Source organism: Pantoea sp. CTOTU50773 (assembly GCF_032082325.1).
GTDB classification, from domain to species: domain Bacteria; phylum Pseudomonadota; class Gammaproteobacteria; order Enterobacterales; family Enterobacteriaceae; genus Pantoea; species Pantoea communis.
On record NZ_DAMDQC010000022.1, the window covers coordinates 21,096 to 41,311 of the forward strand.

At 52.9% G+C, this 20,216-nt stretch carries 14 protein-coding genes; 3 read left to right on the plus strand and 11 right to left on the minus strand.

Annotation, left to right across the window (positions count from 1 at the left end; translation table 11 throughout):
* Nucleotides 1–138: 138 nt before the first annotated feature.
* The 8 genes from RT340_RS05685 to wbaP all read right to left on the minus strand — a co-directional run bounded on the left by RT340_RS05685 (nucleotide 139) and on the right by wbaP (nucleotide 11,108).
* On the minus strand, nucleotides 139–2,349 hold the full coding sequence (locus RT340_RS05685) for a phage tailspike protein (protein WP_313374694.1): 2,211 nt from the start codon (nucleotides 2,347–2,349) through the stop codon (nucleotides 139–141).
* 179 nt (nucleotides 2,350–2,528) lie between these two features.
* The gene (locus tag RT340_RS05690; protein WP_313374696.1) at nucleotides 2,529–3,563 is read right to left on the minus strand and encodes a glycosyltransferase; all 1,035 of its coding nucleotides are present in this window, start codon (nucleotides 3,561–3,563) and stop codon (nucleotides 2,529–2,531) included.
* Nucleotides 3,564–3,648: 85 nt separating this feature from the next.
* Nucleotides 3,649–4,401 carry a glycosyltransferase family 2 protein gene (locus RT340_RS05695; RefSeq protein ID WP_160832702.1) on the minus strand — a complete coding sequence of 251 codons (753 nt, stop codon included), beginning with the start codon at nucleotides 4,399–4,401 and terminating at the stop codon, nucleotides 3,649–3,651.
* A 73-nt stretch (nucleotides 4,402–4,474) separates the two neighbouring features.
* The gene (locus tag RT340_RS05700; RefSeq protein WP_166932054.1) at nucleotides 4,475–5,392 is read right to left on the minus strand and encodes a glycosyltransferase family 2 protein; all 918 of its coding nucleotides are present in this window, start codon (nucleotides 5,390–5,392) and stop codon (nucleotides 4,475–4,477) included.
* Between the two features lie 219 nt (nucleotides 5,393–5,611).
* Nucleotides 5,612–7,789, minus strand: coding sequence for a tyrosine-protein kinase Wzc (gene wzc, locus RT340_RS05705; RefSeq protein ID WP_160832700.1), 2,178 nt, complete (start codon nucleotides 7,787–7,789; stop codon nucleotides 5,612–5,614).
* A 12-nt stretch (nucleotides 7,790–7,801) separates the two neighbouring features.
* A complete protein-coding gene (locus tag RT340_RS05710) occupies nucleotides 7,802–8,236 on the minus strand; it encodes a protein tyrosine phosphatase (protein ID WP_211728217.1) in 435 nt (144 codons plus the stop codon).
* A gap of 9 nt (nucleotides 8,237–8,245) precedes the next feature.
* On the minus strand, nucleotides 8,246–9,376 hold the full coding sequence (locus RT340_RS05715) for a polysaccharide export protein (RefSeq protein WP_153012318.1): 1,131 nt from the start codon (nucleotides 9,374–9,376) through the stop codon (nucleotides 8,246–8,248).
* A 298-nt stretch (nucleotides 9,377–9,674) separates the two neighbouring features.
* Nucleotides 9,675–11,108, minus strand: coding sequence for an undecaprenyl-phosphate galactose phosphotransferase WbaP (wbaP, locus tag RT340_RS05720; protein WP_160868032.1), 1,434 nt, complete (start codon nucleotides 11,106–11,108; stop codon nucleotides 9,675–9,677).
* Between the two features lie 791 nt (nucleotides 11,109–11,899).
* On the opposite strand from wbaP, the gene RT340_RS05725 reads away from it, so the two are divergent.
* Entirely contained in the window at nucleotides 11,900–13,465 is a 1,566-nt protein-coding gene (locus RT340_RS05725) for a TerC family protein (protein WP_313374705.1), read from the plus strand.
* Between the two features lie 50 nt (nucleotides 13,466–13,515).
* Here the strand turns inward: RT340_RS05725 and asmA are convergent, their stop codons facing one another.
* From asmA to udk, 3 genes are all read right to left on the minus strand, one after another.
* A complete protein-coding gene (gene asmA / locus RT340_RS05730; protein ID WP_313374707.1) occupies nucleotides 13,516–15,318 on the minus strand; it encodes an outer membrane assembly protein AsmA in 1,803 nt (600 codons plus the stop codon).
* 135 nt (nucleotides 15,319–15,453) lie between these two features.
* Nucleotides 15,454–16,035, minus strand: a complete 582-nt coding sequence (gene dcd, locus RT340_RS05735; protein ID WP_034824828.1) for a dCTP deaminase — start codon at nucleotides 16,033–16,035, stop codon at nucleotides 15,454–15,456.
* 87 nt (nucleotides 16,036–16,122) lie between these two features.
* On the minus strand, nucleotides 16,123–16,761 hold the full coding sequence (gene udk / locus RT340_RS05740; protein ID WP_034824830.1) for a uridine kinase: 639 nt from the start codon (nucleotides 16,759–16,761) through the stop codon (nucleotides 16,123–16,125).
* Between the two features lie 229 nt (nucleotides 16,762–16,990).
* Here udk and RT340_RS05745 point away from each other — a divergent pair, with 229 nt between their 5' ends.
* Both RT340_RS05745 and RT340_RS05750 read left to right on the plus strand, forming a co-directional pair.
* On the plus strand, nucleotides 16,991–17,605 hold the full coding sequence (locus tag RT340_RS05745; protein ID WP_034824832.1) for a phosphatase PAP2 family protein: 615 nt from the start codon (nucleotides 16,991–16,993) through the stop codon (nucleotides 17,603–17,605).
* Nucleotides 17,606–17,754: 149 nt separating this feature from the next.
* The coding region (locus tag RT340_RS05750) for a diguanylate cyclase (RefSeq protein ID WP_313374711.1) at nucleotides 17,755–20,216 on the plus strand (2,462 nt) is incomplete at its 3' end.

Genomic DNA, 20,216 nt, shown 5'->3' on the forward strand with positions numbered 1-20,216 from the left:
AAGTGAACTCTGTGTTTTAAAACTGCAATGGGAACAATGCCCAAAATAGAAAATCTGTCCTCAAACGGGCGACCTGCAGGCCGCTCCCAACCTTTCCCGGAGAGGGCGCAAACGGCTGCGTCCTCTCCGGTTAGTGCATTACGACTTCACCGCAAAATAGGGTAACGCCACCTGTTCGCCGTTAATCACCACCGAGACAAATCCTTTCGGCTCACGCGTATCTACCTGCTCCGGTTTCAGCGCGCGCGAGGCCAGCAGCAGATCGCCCTGCTCGTTGCCGCCTATACCCGCTTTACCGTTGTGCAGACTGAAGCGCTGCGGTGCTTGCTGGCTGCCGCTGGCAGGACTGCCCTGTGCCATGGTGGCATCCACACGCGCACAGCGTCCGGTGAGGAAGCGGTCCTTGGCAGTGCTTTTAATCAAAATAGCGGTGGTGGGTGTCCAACCAGCCAGCTTGACGAACACTTTCGTGTCCGTCTCTGAGCGCGGTTCAAAGCGGACATCCACCACGGGTGAACTGCCTTCGGCAGACCAGCTGGCTTCCGCATTTTTGGTTTTGCGTTGCAGATGAATAACCGCACGGCCGCCGGTGCCTTTACCATCAATGACGTTCATTAAGGGCTGATTAGCCGTGCCATTATTGAATTGCGATTGACCAAACACCTCTATCTCCCAGCTGTCTCCCACCGTAGGTGAGTAGAAGTTGCCAAGTTCAAACCAGGTTTCCTGGTTGGTGTTATTCGCCAGGCGGAAGCGTGAGGTGATGTAGTTGTATTTCAGGCTGCCATCGATGGCGACACCGTAAGATTCCACGCGCGTGGTTCCCATCTCCCAGATGTTGAGCCAACGCTCGCCTTCCATCGAGTTGTCGATCCAACTCCCCGCCTGCAGGTTGGTCTGGCGCATGTTCAGTCGCGAGTTGTGCGCAATCAGCGGATTTTTACAGTCTTCAATGCTGAGCGCATCGATAATCCACTGCCCATTGGAAATGTCACCGGGAAACTCACTGTGCTCGATCCAGCCGTTATGAATGATCGACTGGCTGCAACGTGGCAGATTCAACACCTTACCGCCTTTACAGTGCTGGGCGTTGAAGTTGGAGAGTTCAATCGCCGTGCTGTGATCCCAGGCGCCCGCCTTTTGGCCCGACCAACTGGCTTTGATCACATCACCGGTACAGGCATTGGCGTACCACTGGTCGATTTTACAATCCAGCGTATCCAGTAAGCTCAAAGACACTCCGCCAACCTGATTGAGTCGCAGGCAGGCACCACGGAAAAATTGCCCGCCGGGACACGTGTTGCGGAACAGCCCCTGCTTATTCGGTCGCTTGTCGTTTTGACCGTTGAAAATCAGATTGGAGATTTCAGTCCAACGCGCGTTCACCTGGAACAGGAATTCAGAGCGACCGTCTGAAGTCAGCGTGGTCGCCGGGAAATAGCCAAAATTGACCATCGCGCCGGAGATACGGAAGTAGCGTCGTTCTTCATTACCGAAATCGCACTCGGTGACGAAGAAATTGCCTGCCGGGAACTGCACACAGATCTGCTGATTGGCATCAATTGACCATTGATACATGGCTTTTATCGCCGGTGCGGCATCGGTTTTGGCATCGGCAATAGCGCCAAAATCGAACAGCGTCAGGCGGTTAAAATCTTCAACCACGCGACGCCAATAGAAGCCTTTACCACTGAAGATAACGCCGCCATCATCTTTGCCGTCACCAAAAGCGCCAACGAATTCCCCGCCGCCCACTTCTAAGCCTTCATGCCAGCTTTTCAGCTTGATTTTGGCACCCGCGAACAGCGGACGCGTTTTCCTTAACTCCTCAACCGACGGGATTTCGCCAATCAGCTGATAGCCATTCGGCTGCGCCAGACGTTGACTAAAGTTACTCGGATTCGGTCGTGAAACATCTGCAATCGAAAACAGCGTATTCCCTTGATCGTCTTCCACCACCATGGAGTGAGCAGGATTGGCGATCAACGCTGCATTATCGTGAATGAATTGCGCGAAGTTGCCCTTATTTAGCGCAATAGGCTGGCTGATTTGTGACACTTTACCGCTGGCATCGCGCAGGAAGACTGGAATCTGATTGCCCGCTTTGCTGGCATCCTGACCGGCCTGCCCGATCCACAATTTGCCCTCAAAGTTCTGCCAAAACTGTGGTGGCATGGTGTAGACATTTTCTGGCGTTAAAATTGGTACATCGCCCTGCGGTACGCTGGACGGATCGACAGCTTTCAAAGCCGGTTGACCACTTTTTGCCGCATAGCTGGAAAATGCGCTCACTGAGAGCGCGGCAACAATGGAGGAGGCTGCAGTTTGCAAGACTTCTCTTCTTTTCATGCTTTCAATCCCGTGGTCATGGGGCTGCGTAACAGCCATAAATGTGATCCCGGAGGCATTTAGCCGTCATACTTCACGCCACAGGGGCGTTGGCTGCCTGCCTTCGCCCCTGTCACTTACTCAAGTAAGCTCACGGGGACTCAAGCATTTGCCGCCTTCCTGCGGCATGAATTATTTGGCTAAACCAGGGCTAGCCAGCTTTGTTTGATCTGGTTACCGTCAAACTTCAGCGCAGTTTCTTTGGTTTTTTCGCTCATGGCGTAAAACAGGCTATCGTCACTGGCCAGCTGTTCCATGCGCGCCAGGAACGTTGATTTGTCATTCATCGGCACCAGGAACCCATCTTCACCGTGATTGATAATCTCCTGCGGGCCGGTTGGGCAGTCATAAGCCACCACCGGCAATGACCAGGATTTCGCTTCGAGCAGCACCAGTGGCAAGCCCTCATAACGCGAGGTCATCAGCGCCATGTCGCTGTCACGGTAGTAATCGTTGATGTTGCTGACTTTGCCGACGAAGTTAACGCTATGGGTAATGCCCAACGCCGCAGCCTGATCGTGCAGTTGTTGACGCAGTTCGCCGTCACCCGCGATCACCAGCTTCCATTCAGGATGGGTTTTACTGAAGTCGGCCCAGATATCCAGCAGCAGGTCGAAGCCTTTTTGATTATCGAGACGACCGACCGCCAGCGCCTGACGGCTGCGGGTCTGACGTTGAAACGCCTTGTACACCACCGGATTGGGGATCTGCTTGCTGGCGATATTCCAGCGGCTGAACACCTGATGATCTTTGTCCGTCAGCACGATGACCTGGTCGTAATAGCGCAGCAGCATCCATTTCAGCGCTTTGATCGGCTTGCTGAAGGAGTTAATCGCGATGTGTTCACAGGCGTAGGCTTTAAAGCGTTTTTTCTTCATCGCCATCAGGTTCCAGAAGGCGAACATCACGCTCAGGCGACCCATGCTGATCAGAAATACGCTGTCAAAGCCTTGCTGATGAATGCTTGCCACGGCACTTTTAATCGGGTTGCTGTGCCCTTCAAAACTGACGATCTCTTTCACGCGATTGAACGGATAAAAGGTTTTGCCGTGTCCTTCCAGCGAATAAATGGTGACGGCGTGCTGCTCTCCGAGGCACTCCGACATGAAATTACAGATGTTTTCTGTGCCCGCGTAGGAGTAGGCATCCTTAATCACTAAAACAATCTTTTTCATAAAACGCTTTCCACCTCAAAATGTGAACTTAAGGCCCAACGCCTTCGTGCTGCTCACGTCGTAACAACACGAAGGATGCCGGGTCTTAACGATGCTTCAGGGTGAAGAGAACGCCGTTCACCATATACCAGCCGTAATAGTAATAGATTTTTAACGGATTGTTTTTATAGATAATTCTTAATAATTCGAGGTGCCATTTCGCCGCTTTATTCTTGTTGCGAGACAATGAATCGCCCAGCTCGTAATAGTTGACCAGCGTTTTCTGGATCACCCGAGCTTGCTTGTAGCGGAGGAACAGTTCGTAGAGGAACAGGAAATCTTCATGCCCTTTACGCTGGAAGAAGATGCCCTGAGGGGGACGGCGGAAACACACGGAAGAGAAGCAGACGCGATACTGCTTCTTCACGAAGTTTTCCTGCTGCAGATAGGGTTTGCTGTAGAGAATATCGTGGTCGGCGGTTTTGGTTTTGTAGTGATAATGCGTGATGACAAAATCATCACCCGCCGCGATCGCCGCAGTCTGTTCGGCAAGTTTATCGACGTGCCATTCGTCGTCACTGTCGAGAAACGCAATAATCTCTTCTTGCGCGGCACGCAGACCCACGTTACGTGTTTCCGCCGCACCGAGGTTGACTTCATTGTTAAGAATGGTGATGCGCGCATCAGTGCAGTGTTCGCGTACATAGGCCAGCGAATCATCGGTGGACTGATCATTTATTAAATAAAGATGCCAGTCGCTATAGGTCTGATTGACGATCGACTCTACCGCACGCAATACCGTTTTACGCGCGTTATACATCGGCATCACGATACCGACGGTGCCAACATGATTTGTCATTTGCATACCCGGAGTGTCAGGAACCAAAAAATTGCTCCCTGTGCGGGAGCAAGTGAAATTTTTATAAAGTGAATCAGGAGACGGCTCGCCCGCCAGAGAAGCGAGACTTCACCTTATCGAACAGTCGATTCAGGAAATAAGCCCGGTTATCACGATTGGTCAGGAAGAAGTAGCGCGCGAAACTGAGGCTCGCCTGCAGTGATTTACCATCCATCTTGTAGCGCAGCGGCAGCTTGAACGCCTTATAGGTATGGACGTCACGTGCCGTGAGGTGCGGCTTCATGGTGTCCAGCCAAAAGAAGGAGTACTTCACCGACTCGCCTTTGTGTTTGGAACCAAATTTGGTCACCAGATGGTAGGTGGCGAGCGGCTTATCAATCATCACAAACTCGTAGCCCATACGATCGGCGCGGATGCAAAAGTCATAATCCTGATGGCGAATGTAGCGTGCATCAAAACGGATTTTGTCGGCATCTTCGCGCTTCAGCACAATGGTGCTGGTCTGAATAAATCCGTAACAGCCGAACAGATACTCCGCCACGGTTTCGTTTTTGCCCGGCGGCTGCATCGGCATTACTTTCAGGAAGCTACCGTCCTGATGAATGTTTACCTGGCTGAAAATCACATAGCGCGATTTGCCCTGTGCCTCCAGTTTGCTAATGGTGTCGTGCACGGTCAGCAGCTTATCGGCAGCCCACTCATCATCGGCATCAAGGAAGCTAATGAAATCGCCTTCAGCCAGTTCAATACCCTTATTGCGGGCGCCCGCACCGTTCAGTTTGATCTGGGACAGTTCCAGCTTGATGTCCAGATCCTGATAACGCTCACTGCGTACGACCTGCGCCAGTTCGTCTGCATCAGCCGATTTGTCATCGACGATAATGACTTCAAAATTGCGATAGGTTTGCGCTTTGACACAATCTAGCGTCGTGACAATTGATTTCGACGCGTTATACGCGGGAATTACAATTGAGAAGCGGATGTCCTGCATTGCCAGCACCTCTTAAACAGCTGTTCCAGATTTAACGGTAGCGCGGACAGACCTCAGAAAGGAATCGGCTGTGTTCTGAAAAATCATACCGTTATTTCTCTTTCTAATTGAGCTGCTGCGTTCCATCACGGAGGTTCCTATGAAAGTTTGTGCTGTGTGTATTTTCGCGGTGCAAAACGCACCATAAAAAGGGGCGGATAATCCGCCCCTGAGTTTTACTTAGCTTTTGGTTTCTTTGCCGTATTCGTAGTTGTAGTAGTCGTAGCCATAACCGTAGGCATTCGACGCTTTACGTACCACTGCGTTAAGGATGACGCCCTTAATCTCGATACCGTTCTGCGCGAAGCGCTTGTAGCTGACATCCAACTCTTTAGTGGTGTTGGTTTCGAAACGCGCCACCATCAGCGACGTACCGGCCAACTTACCGATGATGGAAGCATCGGTCACCGCCAGAATCGGTGGGGTATCAATCAACACCAGGTCGTAGTTCTTGCTCGCCCAATCCAGTAACTCACTCATGCGACGATGCATCAGCAGTTCAGACGGGTTCGGTGGTACCTGACCGCGTGGCAGGAAATCAAAACCGTACACGCCTTTCTGAATCATGGCCGGTGAGAACTCACTCTTGCCGGACAACACATTGGAGAGACCCATTTTGTTTTCCGAACCAAGCAGCTCATGGGTATAACCACGGCGCATATCGCCATCGATGAACAGCACACGCTGGCCTGCTTTCGATACCAGGGTCGCCAGGTTGGCACAGATAAAGGTTTTACCAATACCCGGGCTGGCACCGGTAATCATCAGAATGTTGTTTTTGGCTTCCATCATCGCGAAGTGCAGGCTGGTACGCAGGCTGCGAATCGCTTCGATGGAGAGGTCTGTCGGATTACCCAACGCCAGCAGCGTATTATGTGGGTCACTCTTCTCTTTGTGACCACGACGCGCCAGGGCTTCGGTATCTTTCTTACGTTGCCACTCTGACAGCGGTACGCTGGCATAGACGTTCATGCCCAGCTCTTCCAGCTGCTCAGGATTCTCAATACCGTGATGGAACAGCGCTTTCAGCAGCACCAGACCCACAGAGAGAATCAGACCCAGAATAAAGCTGGCGGCAATAATCAACAGTTTCTTCGGTGCCACCGGGCTACCGGCGGTTTCCGCACGGTCGATGATGCGCACATCACCCACGGTACTGGCTTTACTGATTCCCAGCTCTTGCTGGCGATTCAGCAACTGCATGTAGATTTCCTGACCTGACTGCACATCACGTGTCAGACGCAGAATTTCCTGTTGGGTTTGCGGCATACCGGCAATTTTCTTGTTCAGTTTTGCCTGCTCGTCTTCCAGGGTTTTGCGTTTTTCCAGCAGCGCGCGGTAAGTCGGGTGATCTTTGGTGTAGAGCTGTGACACTTCAGCTTCTTTGAAGGTCAGTTCGTTCAACTGGCTCTGCACGCTAACGGATGAGTCGAGAGCCGATTTCGCTTCCAGCGACATATCCACCGATTCATTCTGGCGGCGATAGGCGTTGAGCTTGTTCTCCGCATCATCCAGACTGCTACGCACTTGTGGCAGCTGGTTGCGCAGGAACTCCAGGCTCTTCTCAGCCTGCTCAGATTTGCGGTCAACGTTCTGCAACAGATAGTTATTCACGATCTGGTTCAGGACGCGACTCGCCTGCTCTGGATCTTCATCCTGGAACTCAAGGCCCAGCACACCGGTGGTTTTACCTTTGTCGGCAACGGTCAGCGCGCCCAGCACGTTTTTAATCGCCTGCAGATCGCTCAGCTTAGTGACGTTGAAGCTGGTGCCTTCGTCAGCCTGAATGCCGCTGACCAGCATAGTGACATCACCGTGCTGCTCCATCTGACCCACACGACCTTTGAACAGCTCATCGCCATCTTTGGTAACGGTGTAAGTCTGTGGACCGGTCACTTCCAGCTCGACGGTACGCTTGTCGATGGAGCGTGGAATTTCCAGACGCGAGATAGCAATTTGCGCCGGCTTATTGCCCATCAGGCGAGATAAACCTTTACCAATAACCGGGAAGTAATTCTGCTGCACCACGGTGTCCAGACCGAGGTCATTAACCGTTTTACCCAGCACCATACGCGATTCAACAATCTGAATTTCCGTATCAGATGCTGGCGTGGTTGGCAGCACATCCTGCAATTCATTCAGAACAGAAGCGGTGTTCTTCTGTTCTACCTGAACCATGGCATCAGCGCTGTAAATAGGCGTTGCAAACAGTGTGTAGAGCGTTCCGGCCAACATGAAGAAGGCGGTAACGGCCACGATGATCCAGCGATGATCAATTAGCTGTCCCACAAGATGCGCCAGATCCCATCCACTCGAATCTTCCTTTGGCGCAGTCATAACCTTGTTTTTAATATTCATGGGTATTCCCAACTATCGGCTTAGTACGTTGACCCATTTCTGGGTAGCGTTTTCCAGTAACCCGTAGACCTCTTCAAAGGCCTCGCGACTTTTTTTGTACGGATCCGCAATTTCCTGCTGATTGAGCCAGTGCCCAATGAGCATGGTTTTTCCGCGTGCGGCTGGGTCGATGCGATTGACCTGCTCAACGTGGCGCTTCTCCATTACCAGAATCAGGTCATAGTCACGGCACATACTGGCCGTTAACTGCTGAGCATGATGGCCTTCCAGCGACACGCCATGTTCGGCGGCAACGTCGCTGGCGGTCTGGTCTGCCGGGAACCCCTTCAGAGCGCCTAGCCCTGCAGAAGCCACCCGAGTTGAAGGTAGCGCGCGTTGGAACAGACGCTCCCCTGTTGGGGAGCGGCAGATATTACCGACGCAGACGACTAACACGGACTTGATCATACTGAAACCTTAGTTAGACCAGTTGCGGAAACGCAGTGCTGCGGAGCTTGCATCGTCGATACCCACGATGGTTGGCAGCAGCCCAGAAATCACACGGTTCCAACGGGTAATTGGTGTGGCGGTGACGTAGACGATGTCGTACGGCTCCAGTTGGAATTCAGTCCCCATCACCATCGATGCCGCATCTTTGGTATTCAACTGATAGATGTTGGCGATCTTGGTGCGGTTCGCACCACGAATAGGACGAATAACGAAGACACCGGTAGCATCGGACGTGGTTTGATCCATCCCGGCCGCATTACCCAGCGCTTCGGCCAGCGTCATGCCGCTACGGTCCATTTTCAGCGTGGATTGCTGTTTCACTTCGCCCATCACGAAGACTTTCAGGTCATCGTTACGCGGGACGTAGAGAATATCGCCCGGATACAGCAGATGGTTCTGGCTCAGGTCGCCGTTTTGCATCAGCGCCTGCAGCGAAATGCGCTGCTCTTTGCCCTGGTGCGTCAGCACCACGTTACGCCAGTCTGCATCGGCTGCTAAGCCACCTGCGGCGTTGACGGCATCAAGTACGGTCAACGGCACGTTAGTGATCGCCTGCTGGCCAGAGGTGGTCACCGAACCGGTCACGTAGGTTTTCTGTGAGCGGAAGGCTGCGACGTTGACATCCACCTGCGGGCTTTCAATGAACTGCGCCAGGCGGCGCGCAATTTCAGCGCGGATTTCCGTCACGGTGCGGCCGGCTACACGCACTTTACCGATGTACGGGTAGAAAATCGTGCCATCGGCCTGTACCCAGTTACCGGTGTCACTGGCGCTACGATACTGACCCGCTGGTGTGGTCAGCTCCGGGTGGTCCCATACGGTGACGTTCAGCACGTCGCCAATGCCCACGCGATATTCGTAGCTTTGAATTTCGGTCTGCAGTGCCGGGTTGGCCTGCGCAACCAGAGGCTTCGGACGCATCTGTTCAACCAGACGCGGCGTCAGCGGGAAGACGTTCACGTATTTATCGATGTCATAGTTGCTATCCTGTTGCTCAATGACATCTTTTCCGCTAGTGGAAAGGTGCGAACCTGGTTCAATGGTGCACCCGGAGAGAAAAGTTGCGGATACCAGTAAAGGTATCAATTTAATTTTCATTATCATCTGATTCTTCGCTATCAGTTAATGATTGATAGAGGCGAAAACGCCGCTGTGTAGCGTCTTATAAAAAAATAAAACTGACGGGTTAAACACTGAAACTGTGGGTCATTATCATGCGCTCCCTTGGTTTTATGTTGTCACCGTGCCCTGAGACGACATCAATTAAAGTCGGTGATTACCCTGCCGGCAAAGCACCGACTCTATTCAGGCTCGATAATGGCAGTTGTCAGTTAAGGCACTCCCAGCACCGGCATTTCAGACGGGGATAATGATTTCGTCCCCTGCCCTTCTACTCTCAATAAGCGCCATCGCGTTTCAGTACGACACCCACTGTCTTAAACAGGATCGCGATGTCATTCCACAGCGACCAGTTTTTGACATACCACGAATCGAAATAGACGCGCGTTTCATAGTCAACGTCGTTACGACCGCTAACCTGCCACAATCCCGTCATGCCGGGTTTCGCCATCAGGTAATAATCAACATCACCGGCATAACGACAGAGTTCGTCTTCAATCACTGGACGTGGGCCCACCAGGCTCATGTCGCCGCGTACCACATTCCACAGCTGCGGCAGTTCATCCAGACTGGTTTTACGGATGAAGTGGCCAACTTTGGTAATACGCGGGTCATTCTTCAGTTTGAAATCTTTATCCCACTCGGCGCGAGCGACCGGATCGGTGCGCAGGACTTCCTCCAGCACCTCTTTCGAGTTGATCACCATCGAACGGAATTTAAGGCATTTGAATTTACGTCCGTTCAGGCCGACACGTTCATGACCGTAAATCGGTGGGCCGCCATCGCGTCCAACCATAAAGCCGAGGACCAGCAGCGCCGGTGACAGCGCAATAATGATGCCGAGTGCGCCGACGATGTCGAAAGCACGTTTCAGGAAGCGCGAAGTGCGTTTCGCCAGATTATTGTTCACGCGCAGAATCATCACTTCATGGCTGAAGATGTAGGCCATGTCGGTACCGTAAAGAGGCACGCCGCGCAGAGTTGGAATCACTGAGACTGAACGGCAGTTATGCATTGCCAGCATTTTCAGCCAGTTGTCACGATGCTGGCTCTGTTCAAACTCCACAGCCACGATGAACTGGGTTTCGCTGTGCGTCAGCTGCCACAGCTCTTGTTCATTGTGCAGTACCGGTACGCCAGAGATGCTGGCCTGCGGGCAACTGCCATCAACATCGAAGAACGCAATGACATCAAACCCCATCACCTCTTCGCTCTGCAGCGCCTGCCAGGCTTCTTCAGCATTACGGCTACTGCCGATGATGATGGTTTGTTTTTTCCACATACCGAAGTGATTTAGTACGCGTTTAGAGATGGCGCGCGCCAGCGGAATTAATATCAACGCCAGAATCCAGGTGGTCACCCAGACAAAGCGCGACATCTGCCATTGCGATAATGCTGAAATTGACAAATCGATGACAGAAAAAATAAGAATGGTACGAAATATCTCTTTCAGCTCAAACCAGAATGGCTTGCGATAGGTGTAATGACGCAGGCGAACCCAGAACCAGCCTACGCAAATAATCGATAAACAAACGTGGGTGGCGATTTTTAAGTGCAGGTATTTTTCAGATATATCTGCCAGTGGAGAATCTGTGAACGAATTAATCACCGCCAGAGCAATAAACAATGCCGCGTTGAAACAAATTAAATCCGAGCACGCCAGTAAAATTTTAGTGAGGAGACTTTTATATGTAATTTGGTTATCGCGCATATTTAACTCTTTTATTTTATTTCCCTAATCCCTAACGCCTCTGCCCTGTGTAATAAATGAGCGATATATCCACTGCTAACGGGGAGGCAATCTGCGGCAAACGCTCCGGTGTTTATGCCAATTCTCTTTTTAGTAAAGCCAAAGAATTGCAATAAATACCAACAGATTAGTCTGACTTCCCTTGCCACGATTTAGCCCTAATCTGAACGGAGAAAAGCACTTCAGGCACGCTACCGCCCTTGGCTGTCGCTGCCAATACCGCTGCAATCGCATCTATTTTCATCGCATTCACTGAGATTATTCTTAGCCAGCGGCAGGCTAATCCCGTGCACGATCACAATTCATAACATTAAGAAGCTAAACAGCGCGCTATTAACAACTTCGGCGCAGACATTTACTAACACGTTGCTATACTAGTTATTACTGGCTTGTTTACAAGTAGGCCCCGTGTCCCCTGCACTATTTTAGGAAAAAGACTACCAGCCATAAGTATTGATGCCATCCCTTTCAGCCCATTCCTGCGTAAAATTCAGAATAATTCGATACTCACCTTCGGACTGCTTCGCATTAAAAACGTACGCTTGCGCGTGAATATTAGAATTAATCGTCACTATCACGATGCGGTGAAGTTTATCCATACATTCATCTTATCGACGAAATGTACCTTCTCAGAATATGCCTAAAACTCAGGGCAACAGGGTGACATCGCGCGATTTGCCTCATTTGTACCTTGCCTGCTGATTCACTATCATCAGACAAAACGCATTTTCAGACATTCAGGTGATGAAAGCATGATGGAGTGGATCCTCGATCCGTCGCTCTGGGCAGGGTTAGTCACGCTAATCGTTCTCGAGCTGGTGCTGGGTATTGATAATCTGGTTTTTATTGCCATCCTGGTCGAAAAGTTACCGCCTGCGGCGCGTGACCGGGCGCGCGTAATCGGTTTGCTGTTGGCGTTGCTGTTGCGACTGGTGTTGCTGGCATCGCTTTCCTGGCTGGTGACTCTCACGCAACCGCTATTTACCCTGTTCCAGCACAATTTCAGCGCCCGCGATCTATTGCTGCTCTCCGGCGGGCTGTTTCTTCTTTATAAAGCCACGACGGAACTCAATAGTCGTCTGGAAGGCAGCGACGAAGAGAGCGGTCAAAGTAAGAACGGTGCTAAATTCTGGCCAGTGGTCGCGCAAATTGTGGTGCTGGATGCCATCTTCTCGCTTGATGCGGTGATTACCGCTGTAGGCATGGTGAACGAACTGCCGGTGATGATGGCGGCGGTCACCATTGCCATTTTACTCATGCTGCTGGCGAGTAAGCCGCTCACGCGCTTTGTGAATGGTCATCCAACCATTGTGATCCTCTGCCTGAGTTTCCTGCTGATGATTGGCTTCAGTCTGGTGGCGGAAGGCCTCGGCTTTATTATTCCGAAGGGCTATCTCTACGCGGCGATTGGTTTCTCAATCGTGATCGAGATGTTTAATCAACTGGCGCTGTTTAATCGCCGCCGCTTCCTCACCGCCGGACGCCCGCTGCGCCAGCGTACCTCTGAAGCCGTGCTGCGCATATTGCGCGGTGAAGCCCAGCGCGCCGAACTGGACGCCGATACCGCCTCATTGATCAGCGACAGTGATGAAGGTGCATTATTCAATCGCCAGGAGCGGCGCATGATTGCCCGTGTACTCGGTTTAGGGCAGCGGCACATCAGCAGCATCATGACGTCACGCCACGATATTGAGCACATCGACCTGAGTGAAGATCCGGCCGCGATCATGGCTAAGCTGGATAACAATCAGCACACCCGCATCCTGATTACCGAACGCGGGCACGATCCGCTCGGCGTGGTGCATGTGATTGATTTGCTCCATCAGTCGCTGCACAGCCATTCTCTCGATTTACGTGCTTTGGTGAAACAGCCGCTGATCTTTCCCGAACGCCTGACGTTATTGCAGGCACTGGAGCAGTTCCGCCACGCCCGCACCCATTTTGCGTTTGTGGTCGATGAGTTTGGATCGGTGGAAGGCGTGGTCACCCTGAGTGACCTAATGGAAACCATCGCCGGGAATCTGCCGAATGAAGGTGAGGAGATTGATGCGCGTTATGATATCCAGCCGTTGCCGCATGGCGGTTGGGTGGCGAACGGGCATATTCCTCTGGAAGATTTGGCAGCCTATGTGCATTTGCCACTGGATGAGAAACGTAATTATCACACGCTGGCCGGATTATTAATGGACAGCCTGCAACATGTGCCTGAAGAGGGAGAAGAGTTACAGGTAGGGGATTATCTATTGCGCACGCTGCAGGTGGAAAATCATCGGGTACAGAAAGTGGAGATTGTGCCCGCGCCCGAGCTGGCAAGGTAACAGACGCCGTTACGCCCAATCAAACCCGGCATAACGGCATTTCTCGTGGATTAAGGTTGTTGCACCGCAGGCTTTTGGCGATCCAGCCACTCGTTAAGGCGCGACTTCGCTTCACTCTGCAACTGCTGGCGCACCACATCGTCAACCGGCAGTGAGTACTGCAAGTTGTTCCAGCCACCGTACATCCGCAGTGGAATTGCCTGGCCATTGAGCAGAGTCGCTAGCTTATCGTCGCCTTTCCAGCCGCGCAGCATCATATTGAAGGTGACGTCGAGCTGTTGGTTCACCACATCAACCGTGCCTTTGGTCTGCACTGCCAGCCGGTTACTGCCACCCTGCAGATCTGGCATGACAACCTTGCCCTGATTCAGGCTAATACGACCGCTCAGCTGCTGAATCCCCTGATCGTCCGGCTCATCATTGGTCACGCTATTGCTCACGCGCGCCACGGCACGGCGCACCATCTGTTGCAGATTAAGCTGGGCGAGTTGCAGGTTGGTGGCCTCCAGCTCGGCATTACCCTGCCAGTTACGCTTCGCTTCATCCACGCTCAGGCCCGTGCCGCTGAGATCGCCTTTCAGGGAGACCGTGCCCTGCAAACTCTCCGGCAGCTCCAGCGCTTTCATTAAGGGTGCAATGGCGATGTTTTCGATCTCCGGCTCCAAGGCGACTTTGGCCACCGGCTGGCGGATATCAATGCTGCCCGGGATCGAGAAGTGCCCATCGCCAATTTTCCCCTGCAGTTTGTTCAGGGTCATCAACCCTTCCTGATTGCTGGCATCGATCTGCAGATTGCTCAGCGTCAATCCGCGCCACACGCTGGAATCCGCATTCAGGCTCAGCGTTAAATCCATCAGATTTAACGGCGAGTCAGCGTTGGTACGCGTGCGTGGTTCAGCAATCACCGGCGTGCGCGTCACGCTGGCGTGCTGTGGGGTGCTGTTGTCGCTGGCGGGCGCGCTGGCCATCAGATTATCAAGATTCAATGTCGTGGCGTGTAAAGCCAGATTGAGCTGCTGCGGCAACATTAAACGCCCTTCGGCACTGCCATCCAGCGTGCTGTCGTTGGCCGTCAGCTGCATCTTTTGCAACGAGAATTGCTGTTTATCGGCATTCCACTCACCCTGCCCGCTTAGCGCCCCTTTGATGCCCTGCGGCGGGAGGTTAGCGCCGTCCAGCGTGTAATCCATCTCTTCTATCTGCCCCACCAGCCGATGCGGATACTGCGCCACATTCATCTGCCCTTTAAGGTTAACGCTAACATTACGCTGATTGCGTGAAATGCGCGTGGCGAGTTCGATGCTGGCATTTTTGCTGGCATCCTGATCAAGGTTGAGATTGAGATTACGGAAGTTATATTCATCGCCACCGGGCTGCTGCCAGATCAGCAGACTGTCGGCGAGGCGCAGTTTAGCAATGTCGAATGACCAACCATTGGTGCGCGTCACCACCGGTTCCGCGTCCGTGGGCGCCACCGGTGCACCACTCGGTTTCTGGGCGGCGCTGTCTGGCGTAACACGAATGACGGCATTTTTAAGCATCACCTGGCTGACGCTTAGCTGATGCGACAGTAGCGGCCAGAGGTTGACATCCAGACGCATATTTTCTGCAGTGACCATCGGCTGGCTGGCGCCAGGTGCGGTCAGGCTCATGCGCCCGGCGAGAATACTGAGTTGCGGCCAGACGTGCCAGCGCAGGCCACCACTGACTTCAAGTTGATAACCACTGCGCTGTTCTACCTGCTGTACCATATAGGTACGAAAGTCGTTGGGATTGACCAGCAACACCAGTGCCGTCATGCCCGCCACGACCACCACTAACAGGATGGCCAGCGTCGTTATCACTCTTCTCATAATCCCTCATCACCGTCATTCTTCATGCTGCAGCGGCGTTGGCTGCGTTCATTTACCCCAGTCACACACTGATGCCAGCTACCGGGGATTCACCCTCTTACCGCTTTGCCGCACGTTGAATCATTTAGGCGAACATCAGTCTTTGTCGATACGACTGGCATCGGCACCCTGCTGACCACGATATTTTGCATCTTCGCGGCGGTTATAAGGGCGTGCCGCAGGGCCAGACAACGGTTCAAAGCTCAATGCGCCAATCAGCATACCCGGACGCAGCGCCAGCGGCAGCTTTCCGGAGTTGTAGAATTCCAGCACAATGCGGCCCTGCCAGCCTGGATCGATACGGTGTGCCGTCACGTGCACCATCAAGCCCAGACGCGCCAGCGAGGAGCGGCCATCCAGCCAACCCACCAGATCATCCGGAATCGTGACCGATTCCAGCGTCACTGCCAGCGCTAACTCACCCGGATGCAGGAAGAACGCTTCCCCTTCCGGCAGCACAATCTCATCGCTCATTACGCGATCCAGTGCGGCGCTGACTTCGTGTTTTGGACCACTCAAATCAATAAATGGCGCAGTGTGACCACTGAAGGTGCGGAACTGATTGCCGAGGCGCACGTCCACGGTTGCGCCATTAATGCGCTCAACCGGTGGGCGCGGATCAATCGCCAGTTTACCGTTGTCGAGCCAGGCTTCAATGTCGCGATCGCATAATCTCATCGCAGAGTCTCCATGCTTTAAGTGTAGCGAAAGGTCGCCACTGTTGTGACAACCTTCACGCGTCACGTCCATCCGGACGCAGTATTTTCAAAGATATTGGTTAATCTTGGCTTTGAGAATATCGATGGCGATGCGGTTCTTCCCGCCACGCGGCACGATAATGTCAGCGTATTGTTTGGAAGGCTCGATAAACTGCAGGAACATTGGACGCACGGTCTTCTGATACTGGCTCATCACCGAATCCATGGAACGACCACGCTCATTCACATCGCGCTTCATGCGACGCATCAGGCAGATATCCAGCGGGGTATCCACGAAGATGGAGAAGTTCATCTCCTGACGCAGACGCGCATCGGTCAGCAGCAGAATGCCCTCAAGGATGATCACTTTTTTCGGCTTAAGATGAATACAGTCACTGGTGCGCGTGTGTTCAACGTAGCTATAAACCGGCAACTCAATATCCTGACCCGCCTTTAACGCGCGCAGATGCTGCAACAGCAGATCGTGGTCCATGGCGCTGGGATGGTCATAGTTGGTTTTCACCCTCTCTTCCATGGTGAGGTGGCTCTGATCTTTGTAGTAGGCATCTTCGGGGATCACACCGATATGCTCGTCACCGACCTGGTCACGGATTTCACGATAGAGCGTGCTGGCAATAAGACTTTTTCCGGATGCGGATGCACCTGCGATGCCAACGATCACGCACTGATGAGACTTGTCAGTCATACTTTTTTAAGACCTGATAACTGGAGCCAATTGAAGCCGAAACCGCAATAGGCCGATTGAGAGGGTTAGTTGGCGGCAATTATAGGTATTTCACCTGTTTGATGCCAGAGAAATGGGCCCGCCGCTTTTCAGAATATCCCCTTTTGCAGCCAGATGCTTAATCGATACACTGTTCTCCTGCCTGAGTGGTGTACCCCCCAGGTTGACTCAATAAAGCCCAAGGAAAAATATGAGTTGGAAAACCCTGACCTATTTTGGTGACAGCATGTTGCTGATCCCGACCGCCGTGATTATCGCGCTGGTGTTGCCGTGGAAAAGCGACAACCGCCAAACTGTCTGGTATTGGCTGCTCGCTTTTGGCCTGGCGGGCCTGCTGGTTAGCCTGTCTAAAATTCTGTTTCTCGGGTTTGGCATTGGCAGCGCCAGATTTAACTTCACCGGATTCAGCGGCCACAGTGCCATGTCAGCAACGCTCTGGCCGGTGATGATGTGGCTGGTTTCGGGCCGCTTCCCCACCTTTTGGCGCGCATTCACCATTGGTATTGGCTATCTGATCCCGATGATGGTCGGCCTGTCTCGCCTCGTGATCCACGCGCACTCCTTCAGTGAAGTGCTCACCGGCCTGATGCTGGGCTTTACGCTGAGCAGTGCATTCCTGTTGACACAGCGCCGCACCGCTCTGAAGGGCTTCAGCCTGGCGCAAGTGTGTGTCGCCCTGCTGGTGCCGCTGGTGTTGATGAGTCATGGCCGCGTTGCCACCACGCAGCAATTTCTTGAACGTTTTTCCGCCCATCTTGCCGGATTGGAAAAACCCTATACGCGCGCCGATCTGTTCCGCGATTAATCATTTTTCTGTCAGGGCCAAAACTTTCATTGAATCAGGGCTAAACTAGATTCTGCGCAGACATCTGATGCAGATGTGCTAGCATGCAAAACAGAGAATGATTGGCGCATTTTTCGACCTGTAACGAATGCGCGCTGCTGGATTCGTGCATGACCCTCGAAATATTGACCTCACAGGATCGACCGCAAAGAAAATGGCTCAATGCTCTATTTTTGGGAGCATTAGCCTTTTTACTGACGCTGTTTTGTCTCGAACTTATCGTTGTAAGCGGACGTATTTCCCCGCTTTGGTACTCCACCGCCCTGATGACGGTGGTGGTTTTTCGCGCCCCCTCAAAACATGTTCCGTTGCTGCTGCTCAGCTGTGTGATTGGCACCTCGCTGGCCAATTTAATCGTCATTGGTCCGGCGCTGAGCAACCTTAAATTTTCCATCCTGAATATGCTGCAGGCGATTCTCGGCGGTTTGATGCTGCGCGCGCTGCTGGATCGCAGAAATCCCCTGAATTCGCTACTCGATTGGGTGCGATTTGCCGTCTGCGCCGGTTTAATAGCGCCACTTATTGGCGGTGTGGTGGCGGTCTGGATGCTGCAGGTGGGCCATCGCGCGTCGTTGCCCTTCTTTTCTACCTGGGTGATCTCCGAAGTGATTGGCGTGCTGGCATTCGGCCCCGTGCTGTTGTTATGGCCCAACAAACCGCTGCGTCACTTAATCACCCCCGGTCGTCAGCTGGAAACGCTGCTGACACTGTTCGTCACCCTGCTCGCCAGCTATTTGTCGCTGCGTTTTCTGCCGTGGCAGTTCACCTTTATTGTGGTGATCCTGTTTTGGTGCGCGGTGCGGCTACCGAAGTTCGAAGCCTTTTTACTGTTCTTTCTCAATGCCAGTTTTATCTCCATTCTGCTGGCATTCAGTTTCGTTAACCTGGCACAGACCGGTCTGTTACTCGGCCAGGTCAGCAACTGGTTACCATTCCTGTTAGTGCTGCTACCCAGTCATGTGATGGCGCTGGTGATGGATGCGTTCCAGCGCGAAAAGCATCATATCAGCGAGAAGGAGACCCGCTTCCGCCATGCGATGGAGTATTCGGCGATTGGCATGGCGTTGGTGTCGCCCAATGGCGGCTGGCAGCAGGTCAATCAATCGCTATGTCACACGCTGGGCTTTCCGGCTGACGAGCTGAAAAAACTCACTTTCCAGCAGATTACCCATCCTGATGATCTCAACAGCGACCTGCAACAGCTGGAGCGTTTGGTGGCGGGTGACATCATGAGCTACACCATGGAGAAGCGCTATTTCCGCAAAGATGGCGAAATTGTCTGGGCGCGCCTCACGGTTTCTATGGTGCGCGATGCTGAAGACCAGCCGCTCTATTTTATTGCGCAGATAGTCGATATTTCTGAACTCAAACAGAGTGAACAAGTGAATCGCCGCCTGATGGAACGCATCACGCTGGCTAACGAGGCGGGCGGTATCGGCGTATGGGAGTGGAACCTGCTGAGCGGTGAGATGCTGTGGGACAAGCGCATGTACGAGCTATTTGCGCTCGGTCCGCATCAGGTGCCCACCTATGACGTGTGGTTGCATCTGATGGAACCAACAGAACGCGAAACGGCCGCGCTGATCGTGCAGCAGGCGATTGAAAGGCGCAGCGCTTTCCATATGGAATACCGTGTCAATCTGCCCAGCGGCTCGCGCTATGTGCGCACCGAGGCTAACCGCATTCTCAGCCAGGATGGTCAAATCGAACGCATGCTCGGCATCTGTCAGGACATTACACCACTGCGCGCGCTCAACGAAGCGCTGTTCCAGGAAAAAGAGCGTATGGCGATCACCCTCGATTCGATTGGCGAAGCGGTGATCAGTACCGACGATGAGATGCGCGTGACCTTTATGAACCCGGTGGCCGAAACGCTGAGCGGCTGGCCTCAGGAAAAAGCGGCGGGAGTGGCGTTAAGCGAGCTGTTAAATATCACGCGTGGTGCTAACGGTCCGCGCGTAGAGAATTTACTGCTGTGTAACTTGCCGGGCATAAAAACCTCACCCGACCTGGAAGAAGAGCTGGTGCTGCACACGCCGGAGGGTGTGCAGGTGGAAATTCACTACAGCATTACCCCTTTGAAAACCCTCACCGGCGCCAGCATCGGTGCGGTGATGGTTATTCAGGATGTCAGTGAATCACGCAAAATGATGAAACGCCTCAGCTACAGTGCTTCACACGATATGCTGACGCGGCTACCGAATCGCCATAGCTTTGAACAGCAACTCAAACGCGTGGTGAACGATGCTGCGGCCAACAACACTCAGCATGTGCTGGTGTTTATCGATCTGGATAAATTCAAAGCGGTGAATGACAACGCAGGTCATGCGGCAGGCGACGCCCTGCTGCGTGAACTGGCGGAGTTGATGCAAAAACACCTGCGCAGCAACGATCTGCTGGCGCGTTTGGGCGGCGATGATTTTGGCGTGTTGCTACCGAACAGTCACGTTGACCAGGCGCGCGAGGTGGTTCAGCGCAATGTCACTTCGGTCAACGAATACACTTTCCTGTGGCACGATCATCCTTATCACGTGGGCGCCAGCGCCGGGATCACGCAGAATAATCAGTACAA

Coding starts and splice junctions, on each gene's coding strand:
- wbaP (WP_160868032.1), bottom strand. CDS start 11,108: ATGCGCGATAACCAAATTACATATAAAAGTCTCCTCACTAAAATTTTA.
- RT340_RS05700 (WP_166932054.1), bottom strand. CDS start 5,392: ATGCAGGACATCCGCTTCTCAATTGTAATTCCCGCGTATAACGCGTCG.
- asmA (WP_313374707.1), bottom strand. CDS start 15,318: ATGAGAAGAGTGATAACGACGCTGGCCATCCTGTTAGTGGTGGTCGTG.
- udk (WP_034824830.1), bottom strand. CDS start 16,761: ATGACTGACAAGTCTCATCAGTGCGTGATCGTTGGCATCGCAGGTGCA.
- wzc (WP_160832700.1), bottom strand. CDS start 7,789: ATGAATATTAAAAACAAGGTTATGACTGCGCCAAAGGAAGATTCGAGT.
- RT340_RS05685 (WP_313374694.1), bottom strand. CDS start 2,349: ATGAAAAGAAGAGAAGTCTTGCAAACTGCAGCCTCCTCCATTGTTGCC.
- dcd (WP_034824828.1), bottom strand. CDS start 16,035: ATGAGATTATGCGATCGCGACATTGAAGCCTGGCTCGACAACGGTAAA.
- RT340_RS05725 (WP_313374705.1), top strand. CDS start 11,900: ATGATGGAGTGGATCCTCGATCCGTCGCTCTGGGCAGGGTTAGTCACG.
- RT340_RS05690 (WP_313374696.1), bottom strand. CDS start 3,563: ATGAAAAAGATTGTTTTAGTGATTAAGGATGCCTACTCCTACGCGGGC.
- RT340_RS05745 (WP_034824832.1), top strand. CDS start 16,991: ATGAGTTGGAAAACCCTGACCTATTTTGGTGACAGCATGTTGCTGATC.
- RT340_RS05715 (WP_153012318.1), bottom strand. CDS start 9,376: ATGAAAATTAAATTGATACCTTTACTGGTATCCGCAACTTTTCTCTCC.
- RT340_RS05710 (WP_211728217.1), bottom strand. CDS start 8,236: ATGATCAAGTCCGTGTTAGTCGTCTGCGTCGGTAATATCTGCCGCTCC.
- RT340_RS05695 (WP_160832702.1), bottom strand. CDS start 4,401: ATGACAAATCATGTTGGCACCGTCGGTATCGTGATGCCGATGTATAAC.